Source organism: Acidimicrobiia bacterium (assembly GCA_009694375.1).
GTDB lineage: Bacteria > Actinomycetota > Acidimicrobiia > Acidimicrobiales > VFJN01 > VFJN01.
Map to the genome: position 1 here is coordinate 184,232 of SHVB01000002.1, position 24,324 is coordinate 208,555.

A 24,324-nucleotide genomic window follows, 5' to 3' on the forward strand; every position below is an offset into this window, starting at 1 on the left:
TGAGGGTACCGAGGACTATCGGTCTTGCGCCAAGATCTCCAGGGTGACCACGGCGTTGTAATCCGGCAGCTGGCTGTGCGGTTCCCGGTGGGCAGCCCCGGCAGAGATCAACACGTTGCCCTCCGGCCAGTAGACCTGAAGCGACCGAGCCGGGAGTCGTACCACCTGGAGATGGCCATCGAAGGTGCCGGCGGCGCTGATGAGGCGCACCGGCGTGCCGGGCGCAGCACCAAGGGCATCAGCGTCAGCGGCGTCAATGAACACCGCGTGACGGCCCGCGCCGGTGAAGGGATCAACCTCAGAGTGCACCATGGAGTTGAACTGCTTACCCCGGCGCGTGGCTACTCGGAAGGCGCCGGGGGGCAACACCGACACCGTGGGCGTGAGGGGGGTGAAACGGGCCCGGCCGCCGGGCAAGGGGAAGATCCCATCGGCACAAAGGTGGCGTCCGCCCCACTGCACCTGATCCCCGGTAGTCGCCAACCGCTCGATGCCGGCGTAGCTGGGTACCACCGTGGCGATCTCCTGGCGCAGGTCTTGATTGGTCGCCCACGAAAAGGCCGCCTGATGCTGTGGGCACACGCGGCGAGCCACGTCGGCGAACAGTCGCCACTCGCTGCGGGCCTCCCCCACCCGCCGAGGGATCTCGGGGCTGAAGATGATCCGCCGTTCGGTGGTGGTTTCGGTGCCACCGCCTTCCTGCTCGTAGCGGGTGGTCACGGGCAACAGGATCACGTCATCGCCCTCCACCAACATCTGTGACGTGACAACCAGATCTTGGTGGATACGCAGCGGCACCCGGCCGAGTGCCCTCGCCACCGCCGGCGGGTCGGGAAGCACGTCGAGAAAGTTCCCCCCGGAACTCCACAGCACGTCGAGCTCGCCGGCAGCGGCGGCCTCAAGCATCTCGGGGGCGGTGCGCCCCGGACTAGCCGGCACCGAGAACCCCCACTGCGTGGAGAGGGCGGCGGCGCTGGTGGCATCCACCGGCGCGCCCCCGGGGAAAGCGGTGGCGTAGGCCCCCATCTCGGCGCCCCCTTGCACCCCGGAGTGTCCTCGAATCGGCATGAGGCCCGCCCCGTCGCGTCCCACGTTTCCGCGGGCCAAGCCCAGATTCACAATGGCCTGAACGCCCGCCACCCCGTCGCGGTGTTGGGTGATTCCCATCGACCAGATGAGCACCGCACTCGACACCGAGCTGTAGAGGTCGGCGAAAGCATCGATCTGGGCCGCCGACAGCCCGGCCTGCTCTTCCAGTTCCGCGTCCGACTGCTCCGCCAATGCCCGCACGGCATCGTCCCATCCGGTGGTGTGGGCGGCGATGAAGTCGGTGTCGAGGGCCTCGCGGGCGATGAGGCGTTTGAGCACGGCGTTGGCGCAGGCCACATCCCCGCCGGGCCGAACGGGAACATGCAGGTCGCAGAACTTGGTGCCAAACAAAGCGGACTCCACCTGCGATGGCACCCAGTAGCGCTCCAGACCAGGTTCGAGGTACGGATTCACCACCACGATCCGGCACCCCCGCTGCTTGGCGAGGTAGAGATATTTCATGAACACGGGCTGATTGTTGGCCGGGTTCGTGCCCCACAACACCACGAGTTCGCTCTCGATCACGTCTTGCAGGGAGCAGGTGGATGCCGCCACGCCGATGGTTTGACGGAGACCCACCGACGACGAGGCGTGGCACAGCCGGGCGGCCGAGTCGATGCTGGCCACCCCCATGGCTCGGGCAGCCTTGCCCGCTACGTAGTACGTCTCGTTGGTGATACCCCGACTGGTGAGATAGACCGCCACCCGAGCAGGAGCCGCCGCCGCGATGCTCGAGGCCACCGCATCGAGGGCCTCATCCCATCCAATCCGAGTGAACCCTGGCTCACCGCGTCGGCGACGCATCGGGTAGGCGAGACGGCCCAGTTTACGAAGTTGGGTGGAGCTCCAACCCGCGAGATCGCCCACCTCGGCCAGCCGACGTGGGTCGAAGGGGTCGGCGGTGTTGAGTTGCAGCAGGTTCAAGCGGGTGGTGCAGAGGTGGATGCCGTCCATGGTCCAGTCGTGCAAGCCCGCCACCCCCAAGGCGCAGCCGTCGCAGGCTCCCTTGGTGAGCACATCCAGGGCGTATTTCGGGTGCGCCCGATTGGCCCAGGCCGCCTTCACCATCTCCTTGAGATGGTTGGGCTTTTGCAGCCCCACCCCGTTGGGCCGAAGGCCCACCCACCCCGAAGGCTGCCAGCCACGGAACTGATCACTCCAACTCATGGAGCGCCATCGGGGCTGTAGAGGTTGGCGGTGGGCGGATCGCCCCGCACGAATCCAACGAGGGTGAGACCGGCGAGTCGGGCGGCCTCTACCGCCAGGGCCGATGGGGCACTCACCGACACGACGGCGCTGAATCCTGCCGCCCAGGCCTTTTGCACGATCTCAAAGCCGGCCCGACCGCTGATGTAGAGACCGAGATCGGTGGCGGGGAGGTGCCCGTCGAGCAGGAGGCGGCCCACCACTTTGTCCACTGCGTTGTGTCGACCGATGTCCTCTCGCACATGCAACCAATGCCCGTGGCGGTCGAAAGCAGCGGCCGCGTGGACGGCACCGGTGCGGGCAAAGAGTCCTTGGGTTGGCTGCAGGATTCCTGGCATGGCCACCAGTTGCTCGATGGGCCACGGGTCCCCTACCGGCAGCGGGCCGATCCGGGAGCGCAGTTCGGCGATCTCGGTGGAGCCGCACAGCCCACAGGCCGAGGTGCCGGCGCTCACACGCGGTGTCGGTGGTGGTGCTACCCCGCCGGTGTCAACGCTCACGATGTTGAACCCGCTCTCCACCGCCGAGCCGGTGGCGCAGTACCGACAGGACCGCACCGTCGCCCCCGCCAGCAGTCCGTCGCCGTGGCAAAGCCCCACCGCCAACTCGAAGTCGTGGCCGGGGGTGCGCATCGTGGTACCGACCAGGTGACCATCAAGATGCACCTCGAGGGGCTCTTCCACGATGAGTTCATCGGGCCGCCGCGCCAAGGACACCCCATCCCAGCGCTGTATCACAACCTTGGCACTGCGGCCCCTGATCACTCTGGCAGCGTATCGACCAACGCTCAGGCAGTTGGCCCGTCTTTGCCCTCGGGCCCCGGTGGGACTGGAGGACGACTACCAAGCCATCCGGCGTAGCCGATAAAGCCCAGCAAAGGGACCAACAAGAACAGGATGGAGAGATGCAGGGTCGAGAACATCCCCACGACAACAAGCACCAGTACCACAACGATCAGTGCCAACGAGCGCTCCGAGTTGGTGTCCTGTTCTAATTCATCTTGCAGGGTGGACCGTCGGAAACGGGTTCGGCGAGCTTTGACTAAGGCAGGCTTTACCTCGCTCGCCCAGAGGAGCGCTTCGCTCTCACGATGCTCCCGCAAACGCTCCGCCAGCGCTCGAAGTTCTTCGGGGGTGCCCGCGCCGTCAGCAATCTGCTGGCGGATTTCCACTTCATCGCTGGCTAACGCGCCGCGCAGCACATCGGACCCCGGCAGTTGACCATCCAGAGGGGGCGGAACTGCATTAGCCGGTTTTTCCGAGCCGCTTTCTTCCACAGGACGAGAATACTCCTAAAACGCCAGAGACTGGAGAGAAACCTTCACCGCTCGAGAAACAGTGCCAGTGGTCATGGCTAGGACCGTGGCGTGGGATTCTGGTGGGCGTGGACGATCTCGTACCGTTGACTCCGTGGCGCTTGGTGTGGCGAGGTATTCGTCGCCGTTGCCCACTGTGTGGCGGATCCGCCTGTTTCGACAGTTGGTTCCGGGTGAAGGATCGGTGTCCCCGCTGCCATTTCCCCATTTACCGGGAGGAAGGCCACTCCATTGGGGCCATCGGCATGAACACCATCGTGAGCTTCAGTGCCCTGTTGGTTACCCTCGTCGGCGGCTTTGTGATCATGGGCAACCAACGGCGGGGCGCTCCGCTGGTGATCTGCCTCATGGCGGTGGCGGTGCTCGTGCCGGTGGCGTTCTACGGCTCCTCCCAAACGCTCTGGAGCGCCATCGACTTGTTGATGAGGCCCCTTGAGCCCGACGACGACGTCGACCCGAGATGGATCCCGCCGGCCGCCAAACGCTAATGGGCTACCCCCGGGGACGCTGGGCCAGGTGAGCGAAATCGTTGTAGCGAACGAGTTCCAAGGGCATGGTTTCGCGCTGGTAGGGGTTCGACGCAAAGCGCCACTCGGTGATGGAGGTGTTGTCCGGGCTGATCCAGGCGCGCGACGTCGTGGCCAACTCATAGAGCGCCAGGAAGTGCATCATCGACTGGGCCACCACCCCCCCGTGACAGGCCACCACAATCGTCTCGCCGGGGTGGTGCTTCACGAGACCGGTAAGGGCCTTCGCCACCCGCACTCCCATCTCCGTCCAGGTCTCCCAGCCCGGGGCCCGAGCGCGGTCGGCGGTCCACTCCCCGGCTGGATAGCGCTCGTCGCACTCCACCCAAGTGAGCCCATCGGCATCACCCGGATGCACCTCACAGAAGCCACATTCCAAGCGCAGTTCGAGATCCCCAATGGCCGGCGCAATGATCTGCGCCGTCTCGATTGCCCGGGGCATCAACGAGGCGTAGAACACCGAGGCGTCGGCGAGTTCGCCGGAGTGCGCCAACCGATCGTGCAACGCCTGGGCCTGCGCTCGACCACGCTCGGACAATCCCTGACACCCAGCGTGCCCGGCCACGATCCCGAGTTCCTGTGCCCGCGACTCACCGTGGCGTATCAACACGATCCTCGTACCCTCGGCCATGCTTCCACCCTTGAAAATGACGTATCGATGACGGCGGCCACCACGACCACAGCCCGCCCCGAAGGGACGGGCTGTGAAAACCAGGACGGCGGAGCGTGCTCACCGCCATCGGTTCTAAGGCTTAGTAGTCCTCCATCCCTCCGCCACCACCCATTGCCACTGCGGGCTCGGGCTTGTCGGCGATGACTGCTTCGGTGGTGAGGAACAGCGCCGCGATGGAGGCGGCGTTCTGCAGGGCGGAGCGGGTGACCTTGGTGGGGTCGGCCACGCCAGCCTTGATGAGGTCCTCGTACTCGCCCGTGGCGGCGTTCAAGCCGTCGTTACCATCCATGGCCTTCACCCGCTCACTGGCCACGCCCGGCTCGATGCCGGCGTTGAGCGCGATCTGCCGGAGGGGCTCTTCCATGGCCTTGGCCACCAGGCTGGCCCCGGTGGCTTCGTCGCCCTTGAGCTTCTTGGCAACGGCCAGCACAGCCGCCTGCGAGCGCACGAGGGCCACGCCACCGCCGGGAATGATGCCTTCCTCCACGGCGGCCTTGGCGGTGGAAACGGCGTCTTCGATGCGGTGCTTCTTTTCCTTCAGTTCCACCTCGGTAGCGGCGCCGACCTTGAGTACCGCAACCCCGCCGGACAACTTGGCGAGACGCTCTTGCAGCTTCTCACGGTCGTAATCCGAGTCGGTGTTGTCGATCTCGTTCTTGATCTGCTGAATACGGCCCTTGATGTCCGCATCCACGCCCGCCCCTTGGATGATGGTGGTCTCGTCCTTGCTGATGATCACCTTGGAAGCAGTGCCGAGGAGGTCGAGGGTGGTGTTCTCAAGCTTGAGACCCACCTCCTCAGATACCACCTGGCCGCCGGTGACGATGGCCATGTCCTGCAACATCGCCTTGCGTCGCTCCCCGAAACCGGGGGCCTTCACGGCGGCACTCTTGAAGGTGCCACGAATCTTGTTGACCACCAGGGTGGCCAGGGCTTCGCCTTCGATGTCCTCGGCGATGATCAACAGCGGGCGGCTCGACTGCATGACCTTCTCGAGCACCGGCAACATGTCGCGCACGGCGGTGATCTTGGAGCTCACGAGAAGGATGTAGGGCTCCTCCAGCACGGTCTCCATACGATCGGGGTCGGTCACGAAGTACGGGGAGATGTAGCCCTTGTCGAAGCGCATTCCCTCCACGAGGTCCATTTCAATTCCGAAGGTATTGGACTCCTCGACGGTCACCACGCCGTCCTTGCCGACCTTGTCGATCGCCTCGGCGATGACATTGCCAATCTCCATGTCGTTGTTGGCGGAGATGGAAGCCACCTGCGCGATCTGCTCCTTGGATTCGACGTCCTTGGAGAGCTTCGTGAGATGGTCGACGGCGGCGGCCACGCCAGCCTCGATGCCACGCTTCAGCGCCATCGGGTTGGCCCCGGCCGCCACGTTGCGCAAACCCTCCCGCACCATGGCCCAGGCCAGGACGGTGGCGGTGGTGGTGCCATCGCCAGCCACGTCGTCGGTCTTCTTCGCCACCTCTTTGACGAGGTCGGCGCCGATCTTCTCGTAGGGGTCTTCGAGGTCGATCTCCTTGGCGACAGACACGCCGTCCTTGGTGATCGTGGGAGCTCCCCACTTCTTGTCGAGCACGACGTTGCGGCCCTTGGGGCCGAGCGTGACCCGCACGGCGTCGGCCAACTTGTTCATGCCGGCTTCGAGCCCGCGTCGGGCCTCTTCGTCGAAGGCGATGATCTTGGACATCGGGGGATGGTCCTCCAGAGCAGTAGTTGCGTTAGCACTCGCGGTGCTTGAGTGCTAACCAGTCAATCACCCTGGATCAGCACTCGCAACCAGAGAGTGCTAATCCCTGCTCGACGGCGGACCGACCGGGGCCGCTGGCGCGACCGCCGCGTACCGCTCCGTCCGTTAGCCGCCAGCAACGGCGGGGATGATCGACACCGTTTCGCCATCGGGCACCGGGGTGGCCAGTGCCTCCAGAAACCGAATGTCGTCATCGGCCACGAAGATGTTCACGAACCGCCGCAGGCCGCCCTGCTCGTCGAGGATGCGCTCGGCGAAGCCCGGGTGCATCGTCTCCAGGGCGGCGAGAACCTCGCCGACGGTGGCTCCCTCGACGGCCACCTCGGAGGTGCCTCCGGTGAGGGTACGCAACGTGGTGGGCACTCGGACAATGACGCTCATCGGAATCGTTCCTCAGGGAGGGGCTTGGGGACAACGGCGATGGTACCGAACCCCACCCGGTTCGAGACCATTCCCATCGCCAGAGGAAGTTGCCGCCGGGACACTCCCCCGATAGGCATAAGGCCGTGCGTCGGCTCATGTACCAGACTTTTCATCACACGGACTTCACGGCCCGTGGGCTCGCCGCCGAAAAGACGCGCCTCGGCCACGTGGTGTCGGTGTGCTTGCCGGCCCGCGATGAAGCCGCCACCATCGGCCAAAATGTGCAACTCCTGCGGGAGACGCTGATGGACGGCATTGGCCTCATCGACGAGATCCTGGTGATCGACGATCACTCCCGAGATCACACCGCCGAGATCGCGGCCAATGCCGGCGCCCGAGTCGTCGGCGTCAACGATGTGCTCCCCGAGGTCGGGCCGGGCGAGGGCAAAGGCGAGGCCCTGTGGAAGTCCGTGGCGGCGGCCGAAGGCGACCTCATCGTGTGGTGCGACGCCGACATCTTGGACTTTGGCCCCCGCTTCGTCGAAGGCCTCGTTGGTCCCCTGCTCGCTCGCCCGGATATCGGGTTCGTGAAGGGCTTTTACGACCGCCCCGTAGACGGCGGCGCCTATGGCGGTGGTCGGGTCACCGAACTGATGGCGCGGCCAGCCATCGCCACCTGGTTCCCGCACCTCGCTCCCATCGTCCAACCCCTCTCCGGCGAGTACGCCGGTCGGCGCTCGCTCCTCGAACGGCTGCCGTTCGTGCAGGGCTATGGCGTGGACATCGCCCTACTGATCGACATCGCAGAGATGGACGGAACCGACGCCATCGCCCAGGTAGACCTGGGCACCCGCCGCCATCGCAATCGGCCACTCGACGAACTCGGGCCCCAAGCTCTCGCCGTGCTCCAAGCGGTGCTCAGCCGATCCGCCATGGGGCTCGAGCACGCTGCCACGTTGGTGCGGCCCAACCTCAAACCGGTGGAGATCGGGATCGACGAACGCCCGGCCCTCATCGACCTACCGGGGTATCGGCGGCGCAGCGCCTAAGTGGCTCAAGTGGCTCAAGGTGACAGGGCCGCTGACCGATGCTGGGGAAGGAACTCTGTCGACACCCCGGTACCCATCCGGCGTGACGGTTGGGCGACGACCCTCATCGATTCTCCCTCCCCTGGAAATGACCCACCACCCTAATGATCCAACCCTCGAACCATCCCCACCGCAGCCCCCACCGACTCGTCGACCTCGTGCGAGCCCTCACTGGTTGCAGTCGAGAGCGCGCCGAGTTGGCCGTCAGCGATTCCCTCCCGGCGGGACCCATTTCCCTTGACGACGGCATGCACACCGTGGCTACAGCCCTCGTGGTGTTACGAGGCGCGCTGCAGAACTAAGGGATGTTCCTGGCGGTCAGATCAGCCCCATCGGCTCGGGGTCGGGCCCCACATCGGCGCCCACTCGCTCCACAAACCCCCCACTCACCTTGCTTTCTGCATCCGACTCCCAGCGGGCTTCGATCTCGTCGAGCGGCTCATCGAGCGCCAGACGGCGCCACGCCTGACCCACCAAAATCTTCAGCGCCGCCGCCGCGGGCACCGCAATCAGCATGCCCACGAAACCCCACAGCGACCCGGCGGCCAGCAGGGCCAGTATCACCACGGTTGGGTGCAACTTTACGGCTCGCTGCATCACCATGGGGCTGATGAGGTGGTTGTCGATTTGCTGCACGATCAGCATCACCAGGGCCGCCAGGAGCGCCTGGGTCGTGCCCCCACCCGTGCTCAGGGCGATGGCGATGGCCGGGACGGCCCCCACCCACGGGCCGATCAAGGGGATCAGGTTGAAGATCCCCGCCACCATGCCCACCAGTAGCCAGTAGGGCAGGCCGATAATCAGCAGGCCGATGGAGGCCATCATCCCGACCAAGAATGACACCGCCAACTGGCCGCGCACGTAACCACCGAGGGAGACGCTCAACCGTCGGGTGATCACCATCACATCGCCGCGATTCCTCTCTGGTACGAGCCCCCGCAAGACACGTCGAATGTTGGGGAGGTCGATCAGTAGGTACAACGCGAGCACCGGGGCCAGCACAAAGATCAACCCCACGTGGAAGATCCGCCCGAACACCCTGCGCGCGGATGCGAACTGCCCGACGAGGCGGTCCTTTTGTTCTGCGGGGCTAATCGTGCCGTCCTCGTCGGTATCGGCTGCGTCGGCGGGTGCGAACTGCTCCTCGAGCTCTGCGTAGGTCGGGATTTGGACGGGCCAGCTGCCCTCTCTCGACTCCTCCGCCACATCGTTTACCCGTTGCTCAAGATCGCGCTGGAGGTCCGGCCATGCGGTCGCCAGGCCATCGGTTTGGCGACTCACCTTGGGAGCGACGAGCACGCCGACGAGCACCAAGGCGGCCATGAACCCTAGATAGATGATGATCGCGCCCCCCGCCCGAGGGATGTTGTGCCGCTGCAGACGAGTGACCGTTGGATTGCCAAGGAACACGATGACACCGGCAAGTATCAGCGGCGGCCAGATCACGCGAAACACCCAAGCGACGAGTCCCACAAGAGCGAGTAGGAGCAGAAGCCCTACCAGTGACCAGGCGATAGAACCCGCGGCTCGAATACGGTCACTCACGGCGACAGCCTAACGCTCTCTCAGGCGTGAATCGGGGGAATGCGCTGCGCCCAGGGATGCGCCCCTTCGAGTTGGGCCGCCACCCGCAAGAGAAGGTCTTCGCGCCCAAAGGCAGCCACCAATTGCACCCCGATGGGCAAGCCATCGGCGTTCCAGTGCAACGGCAGCGAAATCGCCGGTTGCCCGGTGACGTTGAACGGCGGGGTGAACGGCACCAACTCCGCCGCCCGGAACAAGCCGTGGAGGGGATTATCCGGTGGACTGTCGAACGTGCCTAGGAGCGGGGGTGGCTCGGCGATGGTGGGGGTGAGAAGAAGATCATGCCCCTCGCTCCACCACGCAGCCACCGCCCGACTGTTCGCCTGTAGCCATTCACGCGCTGAGAGCCACGCCGCAGCCGTGGTGGACCGGCCCAGATCCGCCAGCGCCCACGTGAGCGGTTCCACATCCTCCGGACCGATCTCCATACCGGTGCGGCGACTCCAGTAATCGAGATTCCAGGCCGCTCCCGCCGCCCAGTTGGTGATGAAGTGGCCGGTGTAATCCAGGTCATCCAACGCCGCCGGATGGCTTGGCTCAACACGATGACCAAGCCCCTCCAGCAGCCGGGCCACCGCCTCAGTGGCCTCCACACAATCAGGATGAACCGCTACCGTCCCACCGGGACTGGCGGTAAGCACCCCGATCCGCAACGCACCGGCGGGAACGCCCACTTCATCGAGGAATGGGCGAAGTGGGTCGGGGGCACTAAAGGGGTCGCCAGGGGCCATGCCCTGCACCGCATCCAGGGCGGTCGCGGTGTCCCGCACGCTCCGACTCACCACCAGGTCTGCGGTGAGGCCGCCCATCACGTCCCCGAATTCCGGCCCGCACGACACGCGCCCCCGCGTGGGTTTGAGCCCCACCAGGCCGCACTCACTGGCCGGAATTCGGATGGATCCGCCGCCATCGTTGGCATGGGCCAAGGGCACAAGACCCGCAGCCACCGCCGCCGCCGAGCCCCCACTAGAGCCTCCCGTCGAGCGGCTGAGGTCCCACGGGTTATGCGTGGGCCCGTAGGCCAACGGTTCGGTGGTGGGCAGGATGCCAAGTTCGGGAGTATTGGTCTTGCCCACCACGATGAGCCCGGCGGCGCGGAACCGAGCCACCAAGGTGGTGTCGTGCGGCTCCGTCCAACCCCGCTGCTTCAGAAATCCCATCCCCTCATGGAACGGGTCCCCCGCCGAATGGGCCGAGAGGTCCTTCAGCAAGAACGGCACCCCGCGAAAGGGTCCGTCGGGTAGTGAGTGGGAAACGGCCTCGGTCCGCGCCCGGTCGTAGAGGGGGGTAATCACGGCGTTGAGTTGGGGGTTTACCGCCTCGATGCGGGCGATGGCCGCGTCCACCAGTTCCAACGGGGTGACCTCCCCCGCCCGGACCAGGTCGGCCTGCCCGGTGGCGTCGAGATAGCTGAAATCGTCGGTCATGGAACCCCCGGAGCTGGCGTCGTGTCCATCATGGTTGAAAGCCAACCAGCAGGTCGAGAGCCACTTCTTCGATGCAGGCCAACGTCTCGGCCAACGCCCGGGCTTCCCCAAAACCGTCGACCAACGATCGCGACTCGAGGCGATCCGCCATGCCGTCGTAGACGCGCCCGGCGATCGCCACCGTCGGCACATCAAATCGCGTCGCCATGGCCGCCACCCCTCCCACCACCTTGCCCTCGAAACTCCCGGCATCGAGAAACCCTTCGCCGGTGATCACCAGGTCGGCGCCCTCGATGTGTTCGTCGAGATCAACTTCGTCGGCCACGAGATCAAACCCGCTGACCAACGTGGCCCCCGCCGCCGCCAGGCCGCCGCCGAGGCCACCACCGGCGCCGGCGCCGGGCATGGACACCACATCTACCCCGTGCTCGTCGAGGTACACCTGCGCCAACCGCTCGAGGCGGCGCCGCAGCAACGCCACCTGCGCGGGGCTGGCGCCCTTTTGTGGCGCAAACCGATCGGCGGCATCGTAAAACCCCACAAGGGCATCGCAGGCGGCGACGAGTTGGACGCCTTTGAGTCTGGCGAGGGGATACAACCCCCGCAGGGCGGCCAGGCCGCCGTCGGTGGTCGCCGAACCCCCCAGACCCACGATCACGCGGCGGGCGCCGTTGTTCATCGCCAGCCCGATGAGTTGCCCCACCCCGACGGTGGAGGCGGCGATGGGATCGTTGTGTTCGGCGCCGCCGGCGAGATCGAGCCCGGCCGCCTGCGCCATTTCGATCACCGCGAGCGGCCCGTCAAGCCGCCACGCCGCCAGCACCGGCGCCCCCAGGGGGCCGGTTACCTCCATGGTTCGGTTCGGGCCACCCAGGGCCGCCAGGGTGCCCTCCCCGCCGTCGGCCATGGGCACCTGGCGACATTCCCACCCGGCGACGGCGGCGGCACGCCCAATGGCGGCGGCCACCTGCGCCGCTGTCGCGGTGCCACGGAACTTGTCGGGAGCAGCTACGACGCGCACGGCGACCATGGTGCCCCAGCCGGTGTCCTACCGTTGCTTCCGATGCTCAGTCCTCCCCCCCACGACCGACCGATCGTGCTGGTCTCCAACCGCGGCCCGGTGACCTTCACCGGAGCAGCCGACGGCACGTTGCGCAGTCGCCGCGGCGCCGGTGGCCTGATCTCGGGCATCGGTCCGCTGGTGGAAGGAACCGACACCATCTGGATCGCCGCCGCCATGACCGCAGGTGACCGGCAGGCCGCCGCCGCGGGAGTGGCAGAGGCGGAGGGATTCCGACTCCGGATGCTGGCGCTGGATCCCGACACCTACCGACTCGCCTACGACGAGGTGAGCAACGGCGTGTTGTGGTTTGCCCATCACGGGCTCTGGGATCTTCCTCGACAGCCGGCCTTCGACCACTCCTGGACGGTGGCCTGGGACGCGTACCGGGCGGTCAACCACGCGTTCGCTGATGCGGTAGCCGAGGTGGCCCCCGCCGGCGCGGTAGTGCTCGTGCAGGACTACCACCTCTGCCTGGTCGCGACTCGACTGGCGGTGCTCCGGCCGGATTTGGACTGTGTGCATTTCAGCCATACGCCCTTCGCCCCCCCGGTGTGGTTCTCGGCGATCCCCTCCGAGGCCGGACGCGAACTGCTCCAAGGCCTCGCCGCCCATCGGGCCTGCGGTTTCCATACCCAGCAGTGGGCCACGGACTTCACCGACTCCGCTCGCCAGTGCGCTGGGCTGACCCCCTCCACGTTCGTGGCTCCCCTCGCCACCGACCCCGATGACATCAGGCGGGCGGCGTCGTCGTCGGCCTGCCAGGAGGCCCTCGCCACCCTGCAAGCCATGGTGGGTGACCGCACGGTCATCGCCCGGGTCGATCGCCTGGAACTTTCCAAGAATCTGCTCCGCGGTTTCCTCGCCTTCGATGAACTTCTGCGCCAGCACCCCGAGCATCGCGGCGAGGTGGTGTTCGTAGCCGAGGCGTACCCGTCTCGTCCGGGTGTCGCGGCCTATGCCCGCTACCAGGCCGAGGTCGAACTGGCGGTGGCCGAGATCAATCAACGGTGGGGTACCGCCCACTGGCAACCCATCAACCTCTCGGTGGAGGACAACTTCCCAGCGTCGGTGGCGCTCATGCGACGCGGGGACGTATTCCTCGTCAATCCCATCCGCGACGGTCTCAACCTGGTGGCCTCCGAGGCCATCTTGGTGAACGAGCGCAACGCCGTGCTGGCGCTGTCGGCCGAGGCCGGGGCCTGGGACGGCTTGCAGGAAGCGGCGCTGCGGGTGTCCCCCTTCGACGTGGCCGGCACCGCCGGGGTGCTTCACGACGCGGTGCAGATGCCCGCCGAGGAACGCCAACGACGGGCGGTGGTCCTCGGCGGGATCGTGCGGGCCCACACCCCGGCCCAGTGGCTCGCCCACCAGATCGCCGCCGCCGAGGCCTGAGCCGGCGCCGCGATGTTGCGTTAGATGAGCGTGCGGAGCAGGGCGAGCGCGGCGGGAGGTCCGTCCACCACGATGTCGGCAGCGGCCACCAGCGCCGGGGTGGCATCGATCCCGGCGACGGCGATCTTGGCGGCGTGGCCACCGGCGGCGCGAAATGAATCGAGCGCCGCGAAGGCCGGGAGGTCGCCCTGGTCGTCGCCAAGGTAAGCGGCGGCGGTCAGACCGCGTAGAAGATGAGCCACCACCGTGCCCTTGTCGGCAGCGATCGGGGGGTGGAGTTCCACGGACAGTTTGGCCGCCCGTTGCTCCACGCCGGTGCGTCGGGCCGCGTCGGCCGCCCACGCCTGCACCACCGCCCCCGCCGAGGGCGGGGCCGGGCGCAGGTGCAGGGTGAGGGAAAGGCCCTTGTGCTCCACCTCCACCCCGGCCGGCAGCACACGAGATGCTTCGGCGGCGAGCGCGTCGATCACCGGCCGCCAGGGGGCAGCCTCGGCGTGTTCGAATCGTTCGCCACCGTTAGTCCACTCCAGTCCGTACAGGCCGACCAGAGAAAGACCGGACCCGAGGTGCTGCGTGAGATAGGCGACGGGGCGACCGGAGATGACCGCCACTACCGCGTAGGCCTCCTGCAGGGCCGCCAACACTTCCCGCACCCCCGGGAGGGGTCGAGCGTCGCCGGCCCTTGCCACGATGGGGGACACGGTGCCGTCGAAATCCACCAAAATGGCGGCGTGGTCGGGTTGGCTGCGCAGGGCAGCGAGCGGGTCAGTGCCGTCGGCACCCACGAGAGAGGGCGACCCTCAGGTGGCGGGCGCGGCTGCCGGCGTGACGCTGCCGAGGTCAGAGCCGAGCACGACGACCACGCTGGCGCCGGCGATCTGCCCCGGGGGCACGGCAGGGATCGGGGCGGGCACGATGGCCGGCGCGCCGATGGCGGCGGCCACCGCGGCCGCCTCGCCTTCGAACCCGGGGGCGAAGAACACCTGGGTCGTGGTCACGTTCTCGCCGTCGGCGTTGGCCCCGGCGGGGTTTGTGAGCCGGAAACCGGCCAGGCTGAGGGTGGTGCTGTAGGCCTTCGCCGCCCCGGTCACACCGGAACCGTTCAGCACGATCGTGGGCACATCCGCCGGGGGTCGCGGCGCCACAGTGGTGGTGGTGACCTTGTCGGAGTCGGCCTTCTCGGTGGTGGGAGGACTACTGTCTTGGCCCGAGACGTTCTCAGAGCTGTCGAGGCTGTAACGGATCAGGAACAGGCCGATCAACACCGCGGCCACGACGAGGGCGATGCCGCGAGCGGGGTTGAGGGATGATTCGTCAGGTCGGCGTGTGGCCATGGGTGGAGTCTCCCTTATCGCCTATCGAGCTGGCTCATGGGCCGGCCTTCGACACGAGCGCGACGACGACGTTCCCGTACCCGGCGAAGGCGGCGAATCAGAAGCGGATCGTACTCGAGCGCATCAGGATCGTCGATCAACTCCGTGAGGAGTTGGTAGTAGCGGGTACCGGACAGTTCGAAGCGATCGCGTATCGCGGTGTCCTTCGGACCGACCTCAGTCCACCAACTGCGCTCGAAATCGAGAATCGCTTGGTCTCGGTCGGTGAGTGCCATTCCCCCTAGGCTGGCCGCTGGGCGCACCGCAATCAAGGATGGTCGATTTCGGCCGCTACCCTGGCCCGCAGAACACGCCGGGTTAGCTCAGTTGGCAGAGCACTTCTCTTGTAAAGAAGATGTCGTCGGTTCGATTCCGGCACCCGGCTCGGAGAAGGCGCTGGTCAGGGCCGTTGCTAGGAGCGGGAGCGAGCGCGGGCCACTTCGTAACACGCCACCGCCGCCGCCGCCGCCACATTCAGCGACGAAAGCGAACCGTTGAGCGGGATGCTGGCAATGGCATCGCACCGCTGACGAACCAACCGAGAAAGCCCCGTGCCCTCCGCCCCGAGTACCAGCGCAATGGGCCCGTCGGCGGCGGGGAGCTGCCACAACACCGTGGTGCCATCCCCATCGAGGCCCACCACCCACACGCCCTGGCGGCGTAGGTCCTGGAGGGCGGTGGGAAGCCCGCCCGCGATGGCGAAGCGCAGATGCTCCACGGCCCCGGCCGCCGTTTTGGTGACGGTGGGGGTGACATGCACGGCCCGGTGGCGCGGCAACACGATGCCGGTGGCCCCCGCACATTCGGCCGAGCGCAACAGCGCCCCCAGGTTGCCCGGGTCGGTCACTCCGTCGACGGCGATGAGAAAGGGCGGGTGTCCGTCCCGGCGGGTCGTAGCCAGTTCGTCCAGCGCCGTCTCCGGGAGCGCCGCCGCCTTCGCCAGCACGCCCTGTGGCGCCTCGCAGCGAGCCTCGGCGAAGAACTTGCCCCGGCTCACCTGCCGCACCGGCACCCGCTCCGCCTCGGCGAGTTCGATGATGTCCTCAAGGATGTCGGACGGATCCTGCTCGGCCAGCAGCCACACCTCATGCACCTTGCGGCGGCCCGCCAGAAAAAGTTCGCGTACCGCCTGGCGCCCCTCAACCTGCTCGCCCCCTAGCCCCTGGCGCTTCCCGGTGGGCCGGTTAGCGCCCGCCCGGGGCTTGCCCCGTGCCCCCCCGGCGCCTGTCCGCGCCGGGGTGGCCCCGGTGGAGCGGCCCGCGGCCGGGGCGCGGCGCGGGGGCGACTTGGATGCACTCGGTCCCTTGGTCGGTCGACGGGGCTTGGTCACTCGCGGCGCTCCACCAGCGCCACCGCAAAGCAGGCGATGCCCTCGTGGCGACCCAGGCTGCCGAGGCCCTCGGCCCGCTTGCCCTTCACCGTCACCGGCGCCCCCACCGCGTCGCTGAGACGGGCCTGCATTTCCTCCCGGCGCGGGGCCAACTTCGGGGCCTCGAGCACCACGGTGCAGTCCACGTTGCCTGGTTCCCAGCCCTGCGATCGCAACTCGGCTACGGCGCGGCGAAGCATCTCGAGGCTGTCGGCACCCGCCAGCGTGGGATCCGTGTCGGGGAAGTGCTGACCAATGTCGCCCAGGCCCGCGGCCCCCAGCAACGCATCGATCACGGCGTGGGCCACGACATCGGCATCGCTGTGACCAGCCAGGGCTCGCTCGCCATCGAACACCACCCCCGCGAGCACAAGCACCCGAGTGGGGTCGAGGCCGAAAGGATGCACGTCAAAGCCGTGCCCTACCCTCACCGACACAGCAGTTCCGCCCGCTCGAGATCGATCGGCGTGGTGATCTTTAGGTTGCGCTCGTCACCATCCACGACCACCACCCTGCCACCTGCAGCCTCCACGAGCGACGCATCGTCGGTTCCTTCGGGAGCATCGTGGTGCGCCGAGCGCAATGCCTCGGCCCGGAACCCTTGCGGCGTCTGCACCGCCACCACCCCCGCCCGATCGATGGCGCCGCCACCCACGGCGCGAAGACTGTCGCGGATGGGGACCACCGGAACCACCGCATCGGCGCCGTCGATCACCCCCGCCCGCACCCTCTCCCAGACTCCAGGCACCGGAACCGGACGAGCCGCATCGTGCACCAAGATCACCGTCGCCTCGGCGGGGACCGCCGTCAGGCCGGCCCGCACCGACTCGGAGCGGGTACGGCCACCGGCCACCACCATGGTGGCCAGCGGCTCGATCTCCCCGGCCGCATCGGCCGGCACCACCAGCACCACACCATCGCTGTGCTGACCCGCCGCCCGCAACGCCCAATCGAGCACCCGTGCCCCCGCCAGGGGGAGGTACTGCTTGCGTTGCCCGAACCGTTCGCCACTCCCACCCGCCACCACAATTGCCCACGTCGACATAACCCGAGGATACCGCCCCGGAAAACCCGCCCCGGGGGTGGGCCCAATCCCGTCGGGCCTGGAGGTTCCCTCGGGCTAGCGTGGCGGCCGTGGTGGACCTTGGGCTGCTCCAGAGCACCGAACTCTTCAACGGACTCGACGACGAAGCCCTTCAGCGACTCGCCGACTCCACTCAATCCGTGGAACTGCAACGCGGCGACGTTGTGTTCTCCCAAGGCGCCGAGGCCGATCACCTCTATGTGATGGAAGACGGCATCGTTGCCATCGTCAGCAAATCCGACGACGGCCGCGAATCGGTCTTTGCCCTGATGGAACGGGGTGATCTCTTCGGCGAAATGGGCTTACTCGACGGGCTGGGCCGCTCCGCCGAGGCCCGCGCCCTCGAACCCTCCCAGGTCATCTCCATTCCTTACGAAGTAGTGCATCACGAGTTCGATGCCCATCCCGCCTTGCTCTGGGGGGTTGTCGGCCTGCTGGCGGGTCGCCTGCGCAACATGGACGAGGCCCTGGCCGACTCGATGTTCCTGGATGTGTCGGGGCGCACGGCCAAGCGCCTCCTCGAAATGGGCGGCGACCTTGATGAGTTCGTGCTCCCAATCACCCAGGAAGAACTCGCCAGCATGGTGGGGGCTTCTCGCGAACGGGTGAACAAGGCGATCGCCAGTTTCGTCCGGCTCGGATGGATCGATCAGTCCGAGCGCCGGTACCGCATCCTCGATCGCGACCAACTCACCCGTCGGGCCCGCTAACGCGCTCCCGTGGCGGGGGTTAGCGGCTCAGGAAGGCGATGGCGTTGGCCCACGCGTCGGCGGCATCGGCCCGGCGATGGGCGGGGCGGGTTTCGTCGTGCACGAACCCGTGGTCGGCCTGCTCGTAGCGCACCACGGTGACTCCGGCGGCCTCGGCGGCCTCCACATCCGCCGGCGGCGTCCAACGATCCAAGGATCCGATGATGGCCATCGTGGGACAGGCCTCGGGACGGGTGAGCGCCGCTAGCGGCTCAACCCCATCGGCACTCCGCCAGTGTTCGGGTACCCGGAGCATCCCGTAGAACCCCACCGCCCGGTGGAAGCGACCGCTACCGGCGGCTTTGAAGGTGAACATGCCGCCCATACAAAACCCGGTGATCCCCACCGGTTCCACCTCCAACGCGTCGGCGGCGTCGACGAGATCGGCTAAAAACGCCGCGTCGTCAATGGTGTGCACCGCGGCGAGGCGATCCTCTACCGTCAGGTTCTCCCGGCCCGGCCAGGGCTCCACCGCCGCCACTGCCCACCCCTGATCATCGGCCAACTGCTGGCTGTGAGCAGCAAAAAGCGGCCGCAGACCCATGATGTCGGGGATCAGCACCAGCCCTCGCGTCGGGGGACGTCGGTCGACGGGCCGACAGATCTCCACCGGTGTGCCCGATCGCAGTGTGGTGCGCATAGAGGGTTTCTAGCGTGCCGAGAGCGCCGGGTGCCCCTCAGGAGTAGCGATCGAGGATGCTGGATTCCGCCAGCCGGGACAAGCCTTGCTTGATGGCCTGGGCCCGGGTGCCGCCGATGCCAGTGACCTCGTTGAGCTCGTCGACGGAGGCTCGCATGATCCTCGGCAGGTTGGTGAAGCGCGCCACGATCCCGTCGATGACCGGGTCGGGCAGACGGGGAATGCTGGCCAGCAGTCGGTAGCCCCGCGTTTGGAGGTTGTGATCGAGATCGAGGTGCTTCCCCGGAAGGTGGATCGCCGCGGCCACCGCCCGCAGGTCCAGTAGGTCATCGGCCTCCAGCGCGGCCAGCGAGGCCAACGCCGACTCGATCGGCCATCCCGTGGTTTCCTCGAAGTAGTCCATGACCACCAGGCGACGGGCCTGCGCAATGCCCTCCATGAGTTCCTCCAACTGGAGGCGCACCAGGCGGCCATCCACGCCGAGTTCGATGATGTCGACCTCAACTTCCGCGGCCACTCGGCACGCCATCTCGGCCCGCTGAAGCACCACCACTACATCGCGCACCGACACAAGATCCCCCACCTCCACGCTGGAGAGCATCGCGGTGACCTCATCGAAACGGTTCTGGTACCGCTGGAGCGTCTGCAGGGCCTGATTGGCCCGAGTGAGAATTCGCGGTATCGGCTCCAGGGTGTATTTCTGATCGTTGGCATAGAGCGCCACGATGGCCATGTCCTCCGAGATCGAAATCACCGGCACGTTGATCGACCGCGCCACCCGTTCCGCGGTTCGGTGACGAGTGCCCGTTTCTGTGGTGGGAACGGCGGGACTCGGCACCAGATGCACGTTGGCCCGGGCTATCCGGCCAGCATCGGACGCCAGAATGATGGCCCCATCCATCTTGGCCAACTCCGAAAGCCGCTGGGGGCTGAAGGCGGCATCGAGCAAGAAACCACCCGAGCAGATGTTGAGCACCTCGGGCCCGTCGCCCACCACCACCAAGCCGCCCATCTTGGCCTGGAGGATGCGATCGAGGCCGGAGCGCAGCGGCGTGCCGGGAGCCACCACGGCGAGGGCGGCGAGGAGTTCGGCACTGCGGCGAGAAGCCATCCCGTGATGCTACCGGGCACCCCACGAACCTCGGGGTAGATGGCGCACTATGAGGCTCGGCGCCGCCCCAAATCATCCGAACAAGCCCGCACCGCCTCGCGCAATGTGGCCACCCGAATCACGTCGATGCCAGGAAGGTTCAGGGGCGCGCTGGCGGGCACGATCGCCCGTCGGAACCCCAGCCGGGCCGCCTCGGCCAACCGGCGGGCGGTCTGGTGCACCTGACGCAGTTCGCCGCCGAGACCCACCTCGCCGCAAGCCACCAAGTCGTCGGGGAGGGCAAGGCCGCCCCGGGCCGAGGTGAGCGCCAAGGCCAGGGCGAGATCAACCCCCGGCTCGGTTGTCTTCACTCCGCCGGCCACCACCGTGTGCACATCAAGATCGGCGAAGGGCATCTGCACGTGCTGCTGGAGCACCGCGATAATCAGCGCCAGCCGGCCTGAATCGAGCCCTTGGGCCGACCGGCGTGGAGTGGGTATGACCGACTTGGCTACCAACGCCTGCACCTCCACTAAAAGTGGACGGTGGCCGTCGAGCACGGGGGCCACCATGGAACCGGGGGTACCCGGCCGACGATCGGCCAGGAACAACGCCGAGGGATCGGGGACGCCCGCCAGGCCCGCGTCGGTCATCTCGAACAGCCCCAGTTCGTCGGTCGACCCGAACCGGTGCTTCACCGCCCGCAGCAACCGAAGGGCATGGTGCTGCTCCCCCTCGAAGGACAACACGGTATCCACGAGGTGCTCCAGCGCCCTGGGGCCCGCCAGCGCGCCGTCTTTGGTCACATGGCCCACCAGCACTGAGGCCATGGCCCGCTCCTTGGACACCCGCACGAGCCGGTGGGCGCACTCGCGTACCTGGGCTACCGAGCCCGGGGCCGAGGACAGCGACGGCTCGTAGATCGTCTGGATCGAATCGACGGCCACCACATCCGGCTGCACCGCCTCGATGTGGGCGAGCACGTGGGGCAGGGCCGTATCCGACACCAGCCACAGATTCGGTGGCAACGCGCCCAGCCGCTCGGCCCGCAGCCGCACCTGCTGGGCCGACTCCTCGGCGGTGACGTACAAACAACGACGCCCGGTGAGGGCCAAGCCAGCGAGCATCTGCAGGAGCAGCGTGGATTTCCCAATCCCTGGCTCACCTCCCAGCACCGTGACCGAACCGGGCACCAGTCCCCCCTGCAGCACGCGATCAGCCTCGCCAACTCCGGTGGGAGCGGGGGCCCAGGCCTCGGTGTTCACCGCGGCGATCGGCATCGGCACCGCCACGACCGGCCCCGCGGCCGAAGACGGCGCCGGCTCCACTAGTTCTTCAACGAGCGTGTTCCAGCCCTCGCAGCCCGAGCATCGCCCAGTCCATTTGGGCTCGGAGGCACCGCACGCAGTGCATCGGTAGGTGGTTTTTGCTTTTGCCATACCAGGAACTTACGCCGCGGGATGTGACAGTACGAACATCTGTTCGTCATGGCAGGGCTCTACGGTGCGGTCATGGCCGCCAACACCGACTGGAACCCGATGCTGCAGGCCGAGTTCGCCAAGCCGTATTGGTCTGATCTGCAGGCATTCGTGGCGGCCGAACGGGCGGCCTACCCCGTGTACCCGCCACCGAGCGAGGTGTTGGCGGCCCTGCCGCTCACCCCCCTAGGTGACGTGCGGGTGCTCATCGTGGGCCAGGACCCCTACCACGGCCCCGGACAGGCCCACGGACGGTGCTTCTCCGTGCCCCTCGGCGTGGCGGTGCCGCCGTCGCTGCGAAACATCCTGACGGAACTTCATGACGACCTCGAGATTCCGCCCCCGGGCCACGGTTGTCTCGATGCCTGGGCCGCCGAGGGGGTCCTCCTTCTCAACACCACGCTCACCGTGCGGGCAAGCCAGGCGGCATCCCACCGAGGGAAGGGCTGGGAGATCTTCACCGATGAGGTCATCCGGGTCGTCAACGCCAAGGACGAACGCGTGGTGTTCATCCTCTGGGGAGGATCGGCTCGCCGGAAGAAAAGCCTGATCGACCACGACCGCCATGTGATCATCGAGTCGGCGCACCCATCTCCCCTCTCGGCCCATCGGGGATTCTTTGGCAGCCGACCGTTTTCGCGAGCCAACCACGCGCTGCTGGCCGCCGGCCGCTCCCCCGTGGACTGGCGCCTCGCTCCCCGGTGAGCCCGACCGGAGGACGAGCGCGTCCGGAAGCGGCCACCTAGGGTCGGTCACCATGCGAGCAGTCGTGTTGAACGGAGAACGGGACGTTTCAGTGCAGGAGGTACCCGACGCGGTGGTGCCCGGGCCCGATGGCTTGCTCCTGCGGGTTGAACGCACCGCTATCTGCGGATCGGATCTCCACCTCTACCACGGTCCCATGACCATCCCCGGCGTGCACTTAGGCCACGAGTTCGTGGGCACGGTGGAAGATGTGGGGCGCTCGGTTACCTCAGTGGCCAAAGGTGACCGCGTCATCGTGTCGGGCGTCATCGGCTGCGGCCACTGCCCCAACTGCCGATCAGGCGACGTCGTCACCTGTCGGAACGCCGGCCTGAAGGTCTTCGGCACGTCGCTCGAACTGCATGGAGGCCAAGCCGAAGCGGTGGGGGTGCCCGCCGCCGATGCTTGCGTAGTCCACATCCCCGAGGGCATCACCACCGAGCAGGCCGTGTTGCTCACCGACATCCTGCCCACCGGCTACCTCGGTGCCCAACGGGCCGACATCACCCCTGGCGATGTGGTGGTGGTCATCGGGATGGGCCCGGTGGGGGTGTTCGCCTTGCAGTGCGCGCAGCTCTACGGCCCGTCGCGCATCCTGGCGGTAGACCGAGTACCCGACCGCCTCACCCGGGCCGAACAACTCGGGGCGGAGCCGATCGATGCCACCGACGGCAACGCGGTGGCCAAGATCTATGAAGCCACCAGGGGCCACGGGGCCGACGCGGTGATCGAGGCGGTGGGGGCCGATCAGACCCTCACCGACGCCATCTTGTGTGCCGCCCCCGGAGCCACCATTTCGGTGATCGGCGTGAACCTCAACATGGCCTTCCCCTTCCCAGTCCCGGTAGCGCTCATGAAGCGCCTTACCTTTCGGGTCACCATCGCCGCCATCCCCACCACCTGGCCGGCGCTCTTTCCTCTGGTGGCGAGCGGGAAACTCCATCCAGAAGACGTCTTCACCCATCGCCTCGGCCTCTCTGAGGCCGCCGAGGGCTACCGGATCTTTGATGCCCGCGAAGACGGCGTCCTCAAAGTGCTTCTGGACCCCTCTTCATGAGCATTGACATCCTCGACGGGGTCCTGCCCGCTGCGGCCAACCAGCTTCCCGAAGCCGTCGCGCTTCGCCGGCGCCTGCACGAGGCACCCGAACTGGGCCTCCACCTGCCCCATACACAGGCCGCCGTGCTGGAGGCCATCGATGGTCTCGGTCTCACCGTCACCGTGAGTACCACCACCTCGGGGGTGGTCGCCGTGCTCGATGGCGACGAAGAGGGCCCCACGATCCTGCTGCGCGGCGACATGGACGCCTTGCCCCTCCAGGAAGACACCGGCGTGGAGTTCTCGAGCGGCATCGAGGGCGCTATGCACGCCTGCGGCCACGACTCGCACGTGGCCATGCTCGCCGCTACCGCCCGGCTCCTGGCCGCCCGCCGGGGCGCCCTCACCGGCCGGGTGGCCTTCATGTTCCAGCCGGGGGAAGAAGGGCACCACGGGGCCCGGCACATGCTGCGCGATGGCTTGTTGGCCACCGCCGGGGCCGGGGCTGAGCCAGTGTCGATGGCCTTCGCCATCCACCAGTCGCCCACCATCCCCTCCGGCGTGATCGCCACGCGGGGCAACGCCCTGCTGGCCTCGGCGGACCAGTTCCAGGTGACCGTGCGCGGCCGGGGCGGGCACGCCTCCATGCCCCATCACGCCTGCGACCCCATCCCCATCGCCTGCGAAATGGTTGGGGCCTTCCAGACCATGGTCACCCGCCGGGTAGATGTGTTCGACCCCGCCGTCGTGACCGTGGCGCGCGTGCAGGCGGGCACCACCTGGAACGTGATTCCCGAGACGGCCGAGTTGTTCGGCACCGTCCGCACCCTTTCCGCCAAAGCGCGCGACGCGGTGCTCGCCAACATCGAACAGGTAGCCACCGGCATCGCCTCCGCCCACGGCGCCACCGCCGAGGTCACGGTGCAGCACGGCTACCCCGTGACCATCAACAACCAAGACGCCGCCCGCTTCGTGCTCGCCACCGCGGAGGGGCTGCTCGGCGACTCCAACGCCCGGGAGATGCCCGCCCCGGTGATGGGCGCCGAGGACTGGTCCTACGTGCTCGAAGAAGTTCCCGGGGCGATGGCCTTTTTAGGCACACGCCCACCCGGGGTAGCCCCTCGCGATACGGCCCCCAATCACTCCAATCGCATGGTGTTGCACGAAGACGCCATGGTGGCGGGCATCGCTACCTACGCAGGGGTGGCCCTGCGCTGGCTCGACGCCCGCCGCGAACGCTGATCGATACCCCCCCCAACAGGGGGGCGGG

The 24,324-nt window shown here is 67.3% G+C and carries 26 protein-coding genes and 1 tRNA gene; 9 read left to right on the top strand and 18 right to left on the bottom strand.

Going from position 1 to position 24,324, the window contains the following annotated elements:
- Positions 1-15: 15 nt before the first annotated feature.
- From EXQ71_02590 to EXQ71_02600, 3 genes are read right to left on the bottom strand one after another with little or no spacing between them, the layout of a single operon-like run.
- A complete protein-coding gene (locus EXQ71_02590) occupies positions 16-2,256 on the bottom strand; it encodes an FdhF/YdeP family oxidoreductase (GenBank protein MSO86392.1) in 2,241 nt (746 codons plus the stop codon).
- Entirely contained in the window at positions 2,253-3,032 is a 780-nt protein-coding gene (locus EXQ71_02595; protein MSO86393.1) for a sulfurtransferase FdhD, read from the bottom strand. The genes EXQ71_02590 and EXQ71_02595 overlap by 4 nt, the downstream gene beginning before the upstream one ends.
- A 50-nt stretch (positions 3,033-3,082) precedes the next feature.
- Positions 3,083-3,571 (bottom strand): hypothetical protein, encoded by a 489-nt coding sequence (locus tag EXQ71_02600; GenBank protein MSO86394.1) that lies wholly within the window; start codon positions 3,569-3,571, stop codon positions 3,083-3,085.
- A gap of 107 nt (positions 3,572-3,678) precedes the next feature.
- Between EXQ71_02600 and EXQ71_02605 the strand changes: the two genes are divergently transcribed.
- Entirely contained in the window at positions 3,679-4,098 is a 420-nt protein-coding gene (locus tag EXQ71_02605; protein ID MSO86395.1) for a hypothetical protein, read from the top strand.
- 4 nt (positions 4,099-4,102) lie between these two features.
- Here the strand turns inward: EXQ71_02605 and EXQ71_02610 are convergent, their stop codons facing one another.
- The 3 genes from EXQ71_02610 to EXQ71_02620 form a co-directional block, all read right to left on the bottom strand.
- Positions 4,103-4,768, bottom strand: coding sequence for a histidine phosphatase family protein (locus EXQ71_02610; GenBank protein MSO86396.1), 666 nt, complete (start codon positions 4,766-4,768; stop codon positions 4,103-4,105).
- 121 nt (positions 4,769-4,889) lie between these two features.
- Positions 4,890-6,512, bottom strand: a complete 1,623-nt coding sequence (gene groL / locus EXQ71_02615; GenBank protein ID MSO86397.1) for a chaperonin GroEL — start codon at positions 6,510-6,512, stop codon at positions 4,890-4,892.
- Between the two features lie 165 nt (positions 6,513-6,677).
- Positions 6,678-6,953 carry a molybdopterin synthase sulfur carrier subunit gene (locus EXQ71_02620; GenBank protein MSO86398.1) on the bottom strand — a complete coding sequence of 92 codons (276 nt, stop codon included), beginning with the start codon at positions 6,951-6,953 and terminating at the stop codon, positions 6,678-6,680.
- A gap of 137 nt (positions 6,954-7,090) precedes the next feature.
- Here EXQ71_02620 and EXQ71_02625 point away from each other — a divergent pair, with 137 nt between their 5' ends.
- Both EXQ71_02625 and EXQ71_02630 read left to right on the top strand, forming a co-directional pair.
- On the top strand, positions 7,091-7,984 hold the full coding sequence (locus tag EXQ71_02625; GenBank protein MSO86399.1) for a glucosyl-3-phosphoglycerate synthase: 894 nt from the start codon (positions 7,091-7,093) through the stop codon (positions 7,982-7,984).
- Positions 7,985-8,127: 143 nt separating this feature from the next.
- Entirely contained in the window at positions 8,128-8,325 is a 198-nt protein-coding gene (locus EXQ71_02630; protein MSO86400.1) for a hypothetical protein, read from the top strand.
- 16 nt (positions 8,326-8,341) lie between these two features.
- Here the strand turns inward: EXQ71_02630 and EXQ71_02635 are convergent, their stop codons facing one another.
- The 3 genes from EXQ71_02635 to EXQ71_02645 are packed head-to-tail and all read right to left on the bottom strand — an operon-like array spanning position 8,342 to position 12,064.
- Positions 8,342-9,568, bottom strand: coding sequence for an AI-2E family transporter (locus EXQ71_02635; protein ID MSO86401.1), 1,227 nt, complete (start codon positions 9,566-9,568; stop codon positions 8,342-8,344).
- A gap of 20 nt (positions 9,569-9,588) precedes the next feature.
- Positions 9,589-11,034, bottom strand: coding sequence for an amidase (locus EXQ71_02640; GenBank protein ID MSO86402.1), 1,446 nt, complete (start codon positions 11,032-11,034; stop codon positions 9,589-9,591).
- 28 nt (positions 11,035-11,062) lie between these two features.
- Positions 11,063-12,064 carry a glycerate kinase gene (locus tag EXQ71_02645; GenBank protein ID MSO86403.1) on the bottom strand — a complete coding sequence of 334 codons (1,002 nt, stop codon included), beginning with the start codon at positions 12,062-12,064 and terminating at the stop codon, positions 11,063-11,065.
- A gap of 33 nt (positions 12,065-12,097) precedes the next feature.
- Here EXQ71_02645 and EXQ71_02650 point away from each other — a divergent pair, with 33 nt between their 5' ends.
- On the top strand, positions 12,098-13,489 hold the full coding sequence (locus EXQ71_02650; GenBank protein ID MSO86404.1) for a trehalose-6-phosphate synthase: 1,392 nt from the start codon (positions 12,098-12,100) through the stop codon (positions 13,487-13,489).
- Positions 13,490-13,509: 20 nt separating this feature from the next.
- Here EXQ71_02650 and otsB read toward each other — a convergent pair whose 3' ends face one another.
- Genes otsB through EXQ71_02665 form a run of 3 tightly spaced genes read right to left on the bottom strand, consistent with a single transcriptional unit; the run spans position 13,510 to position 15,098 of the window.
- Complete coding sequence (otsB, locus tag EXQ71_02655; GenBank protein MSO86405.1) at positions 13,510-14,274, bottom strand: trehalose-phosphatase; 765 nt, start codon at positions 14,272-14,274, stop codon at positions 13,510-13,512.
- Positions 14,275-14,289: 15 nt separating this feature from the next.
- A complete protein-coding gene (locus EXQ71_02660; protein MSO86406.1) occupies positions 14,290-14,823 on the bottom strand; it encodes a hypothetical protein in 534 nt (177 codons plus the stop codon).
- Positions 14,824-14,837: 14 nt separating this feature from the next.
- Complete coding sequence (locus EXQ71_02665) at positions 14,838-15,098, bottom strand: DUF3263 domain-containing protein (protein ID MSO86407.1); 261 nt, start codon at positions 15,096-15,098, stop codon at positions 14,838-14,840.
- A gap of 76 nt (positions 15,099-15,174) precedes the next feature.
- On the opposite strand from EXQ71_02665, the gene EXQ71_02670 reads away from it, so the two are divergent.
- Positions 15,175-15,247 (top strand) — tRNA-Thr (locus tag EXQ71_02670).
- A 27-nt stretch (positions 15,248-15,274) separates the two neighbouring features.
- Here EXQ71_02670 and rlmB read toward each other — a convergent pair.
- The 3 genes from rlmB to EXQ71_02685 are packed head-to-tail and all read right to left on the bottom strand — an operon-like array spanning position 15,275 to position 17,276.
- Complete coding sequence (gene rlmB, locus EXQ71_02675; protein MSO86408.1) at positions 15,275-16,192, bottom strand: 23S rRNA (guanosine(2251)-2'-O)-methyltransferase RlmB; 918 nt, start codon at positions 16,190-16,192, stop codon at positions 15,275-15,277.
- Complete coding sequence (locus tag EXQ71_02680) at positions 16,189-16,668, bottom strand: 2-C-methyl-D-erythritol 2,4-cyclodiphosphate synthase (GenBank protein ID MSO86409.1); 480 nt, start codon at positions 16,666-16,668, stop codon at positions 16,189-16,191. The genes rlmB and EXQ71_02680 overlap by 4 nt, the downstream gene beginning before the upstream one ends.
- Positions 16,659-17,276 carry a 2-C-methyl-D-erythritol 4-phosphate cytidylyltransferase gene (locus EXQ71_02685; GenBank protein ID MSO86410.1) on the bottom strand — a complete coding sequence of 206 codons (618 nt, stop codon included), beginning with the start codon at positions 17,274-17,276 and terminating at the stop codon, positions 16,659-16,661. Before EXQ71_02685 ends, EXQ71_02680 begins: the two co-directional genes overlap by 10 nt.
- A gap of 92 nt (positions 17,277-17,368) precedes the next feature.
- On the opposite strand from EXQ71_02685, the gene EXQ71_02690 reads away from it, so the two are divergent.
- Entirely contained in the window at positions 17,369-18,025 is a 657-nt protein-coding gene (locus tag EXQ71_02690; GenBank protein MSO86411.1) for a Crp/Fnr family transcriptional regulator, read from the top strand.
- Positions 18,026-18,044: 19 nt separating this feature from the next.
- Here the strand turns inward: EXQ71_02690 and EXQ71_02695 are convergent, their stop codons facing one another.
- The 3 genes from EXQ71_02695 to radA are packed head-to-tail and all read right to left on the bottom strand — an operon-like array spanning position 18,045 to position 21,233.
- Complete coding sequence (locus tag EXQ71_02695; protein ID MSO86412.1) at positions 18,045-18,704, bottom strand: hypothetical protein; 660 nt, start codon at positions 18,702-18,704, stop codon at positions 18,045-18,047.
- 37 nt (positions 18,705-18,741) lie between these two features.
- Positions 18,742-19,815, bottom strand: coding sequence for a DNA integrity scanning protein DisA (gene disA / locus EXQ71_02700; GenBank protein MSO86413.1), 1,074 nt, complete (start codon positions 19,813-19,815; stop codon positions 18,742-18,744).
- A 47-nt stretch (positions 19,816-19,862) separates the two neighbouring features.
- On the bottom strand, positions 19,863-21,233 hold the full coding sequence (gene radA, locus EXQ71_02705; protein ID MSO86414.1) for a DNA repair protein RadA: 1,371 nt from the start codon (positions 21,231-21,233) through the stop codon (positions 19,863-19,865).
- A 72-nt stretch (positions 21,234-21,305) separates the two neighbouring features.
- Here radA and EXQ71_02710 point away from each other — a divergent pair, with 72 nt between their 5' ends.
- Genes EXQ71_02710 through EXQ71_02720 form a run of 3 tightly spaced genes read left to right on the top strand, consistent with a single transcriptional unit; the run spans position 21,306 to position 24,296 of the window.
- Entirely contained in the window at positions 21,306-21,977 is a 672-nt protein-coding gene (locus EXQ71_02710; protein MSO86415.1) for a uracil-DNA glycosylase, read from the top strand.
- Positions 21,978-22,029: 52 nt separating this feature from the next.
- A complete protein-coding gene (locus tag EXQ71_02715; protein ID MSO86416.1) occupies positions 22,030-23,073 on the top strand; it encodes a dehydrogenase in 1,044 nt (347 codons plus the stop codon).
- Positions 23,070-24,296 carry an amidohydrolase gene (locus EXQ71_02720; GenBank protein ID MSO86417.1) on the top strand — a complete coding sequence of 409 codons (1,227 nt, stop codon included), beginning with the start codon at positions 23,070-23,072 and terminating at the stop codon, positions 24,294-24,296. The genes EXQ71_02715 and EXQ71_02720 overlap by 4 nt, the downstream gene beginning before the upstream one ends.
- The last annotated feature ends 28 nt before the right edge of the window (positions 24,297-24,324 follow it).

What these genes read in the sequence shown, in the direction of transcription:
- EXQ71_02590 (MSO86392.1), bottom strand. Translation starts at nt 2,256, where the DNA reads ATGAGTTGGAGTGATCAGTTCCGTGGCTGGCAGCCTTCGGGGTGGGTG.
- EXQ71_02610 (MSO86396.1), bottom strand. Translation starts at nt 4,768, where the DNA reads ATGGCCGAGGGTACGAGGATCGTGTTGATACGCCACGGTGAGTCGCGG.
- groL (MSO86397.1), bottom strand. Translation starts at nt 6,512, where the DNA reads ATGTCCAAGATCATCGCCTTCGACGAAGAGGCCCGACGCGGGCTCGAA.
- EXQ71_02620 (MSO86398.1), bottom strand. Translation starts at nt 6,953, where the DNA reads ATGAGCGTCATTGTCCGAGTGCCCACCACGTTGCGTACCCTCACCGGA.
- EXQ71_02625 (MSO86399.1), top strand. Translation starts at nt 7,091, where the DNA reads ATGTACCAGACTTTTCATCACACGGACTTCACGGCCCGTGGGCTCGCC.
- EXQ71_02630 (MSO86400.1), top strand. Translation starts at nt 8,128, where the DNA reads ATGATCCAACCCTCGAACCATCCCCACCGCAGCCCCCACCGACTCGTC.
- EXQ71_02640 (MSO86402.1), bottom strand. Translation starts at nt 11,034, where the DNA reads ATGACCGACGATTTCAGCTATCTCGACGCCACCGGGCAGGCCGACCTG.
- EXQ71_02645 (MSO86403.1), bottom strand. Translation starts at nt 12,064, where the DNA reads ATGGTCGCCGTGCGCGTCGTAGCTGCTCCCGACAAGTTCCGTGGCACC.
- EXQ71_02650 (MSO86404.1), top strand. Translation starts at nt 12,098, where the DNA reads ATGCTCAGTCCTCCCCCCCACGACCGACCGATCGTGCTGGTCTCCAAC.
- EXQ71_02660 (MSO86406.1), bottom strand. Translation starts at nt 14,823, where the DNA reads ATGGCCACACGCCGACCTGACGAATCATCCCTCAACCCCGCTCGCGGC.
- EXQ71_02665 (MSO86407.1), bottom strand. Translation starts at nt 15,098, where the DNA reads ATGGCACTCACCGACCGAGACCAAGCGATTCTCGATTTCGAGCGCAGT.
- EXQ71_02685 (MSO86410.1), bottom strand. Translation starts at nt 17,276, where the DNA reads ATGTCGACGTGGGCAATTGTGGTGGCGGGTGGGAGTGGCGAACGGTTC.
- EXQ71_02695 (MSO86412.1), bottom strand. Translation starts at nt 18,704, where the DNA reads ATGCGCACCACACTGCGATCGGGCACACCGGTGGAGATCTGTCGGCCC.
- disA (MSO86413.1), bottom strand. Translation starts at nt 19,815, where the DNA reads ATGGCTTCTCGCCGCAGTGCCGAACTCCTCGCCGCCCTCGCCGTGGTG.
- radA (MSO86414.1), bottom strand. Translation starts at nt 21,233, where the DNA reads ATGGCAAAAGCAAAAACCACCTACCGATGCACTGCGTGCGGTGCCTCC.
- EXQ71_02710 (MSO86415.1), top strand. Translation starts at nt 21,306, where the DNA reads ATGGCCGCCAACACCGACTGGAACCCGATGCTGCAGGCCGAGTTCGCC.
- EXQ71_02715 (MSO86416.1), top strand. Translation starts at nt 22,030, where the DNA reads ATGCGAGCAGTCGTGTTGAACGGAGAACGGGACGTTTCAGTGCAGGAG.
- EXQ71_02720 (MSO86417.1), top strand. Translation starts at nt 23,070, where the DNA reads ATGAGCATTGACATCCTCGACGGGGTCCTGCCCGCTGCGGCCAACCAG.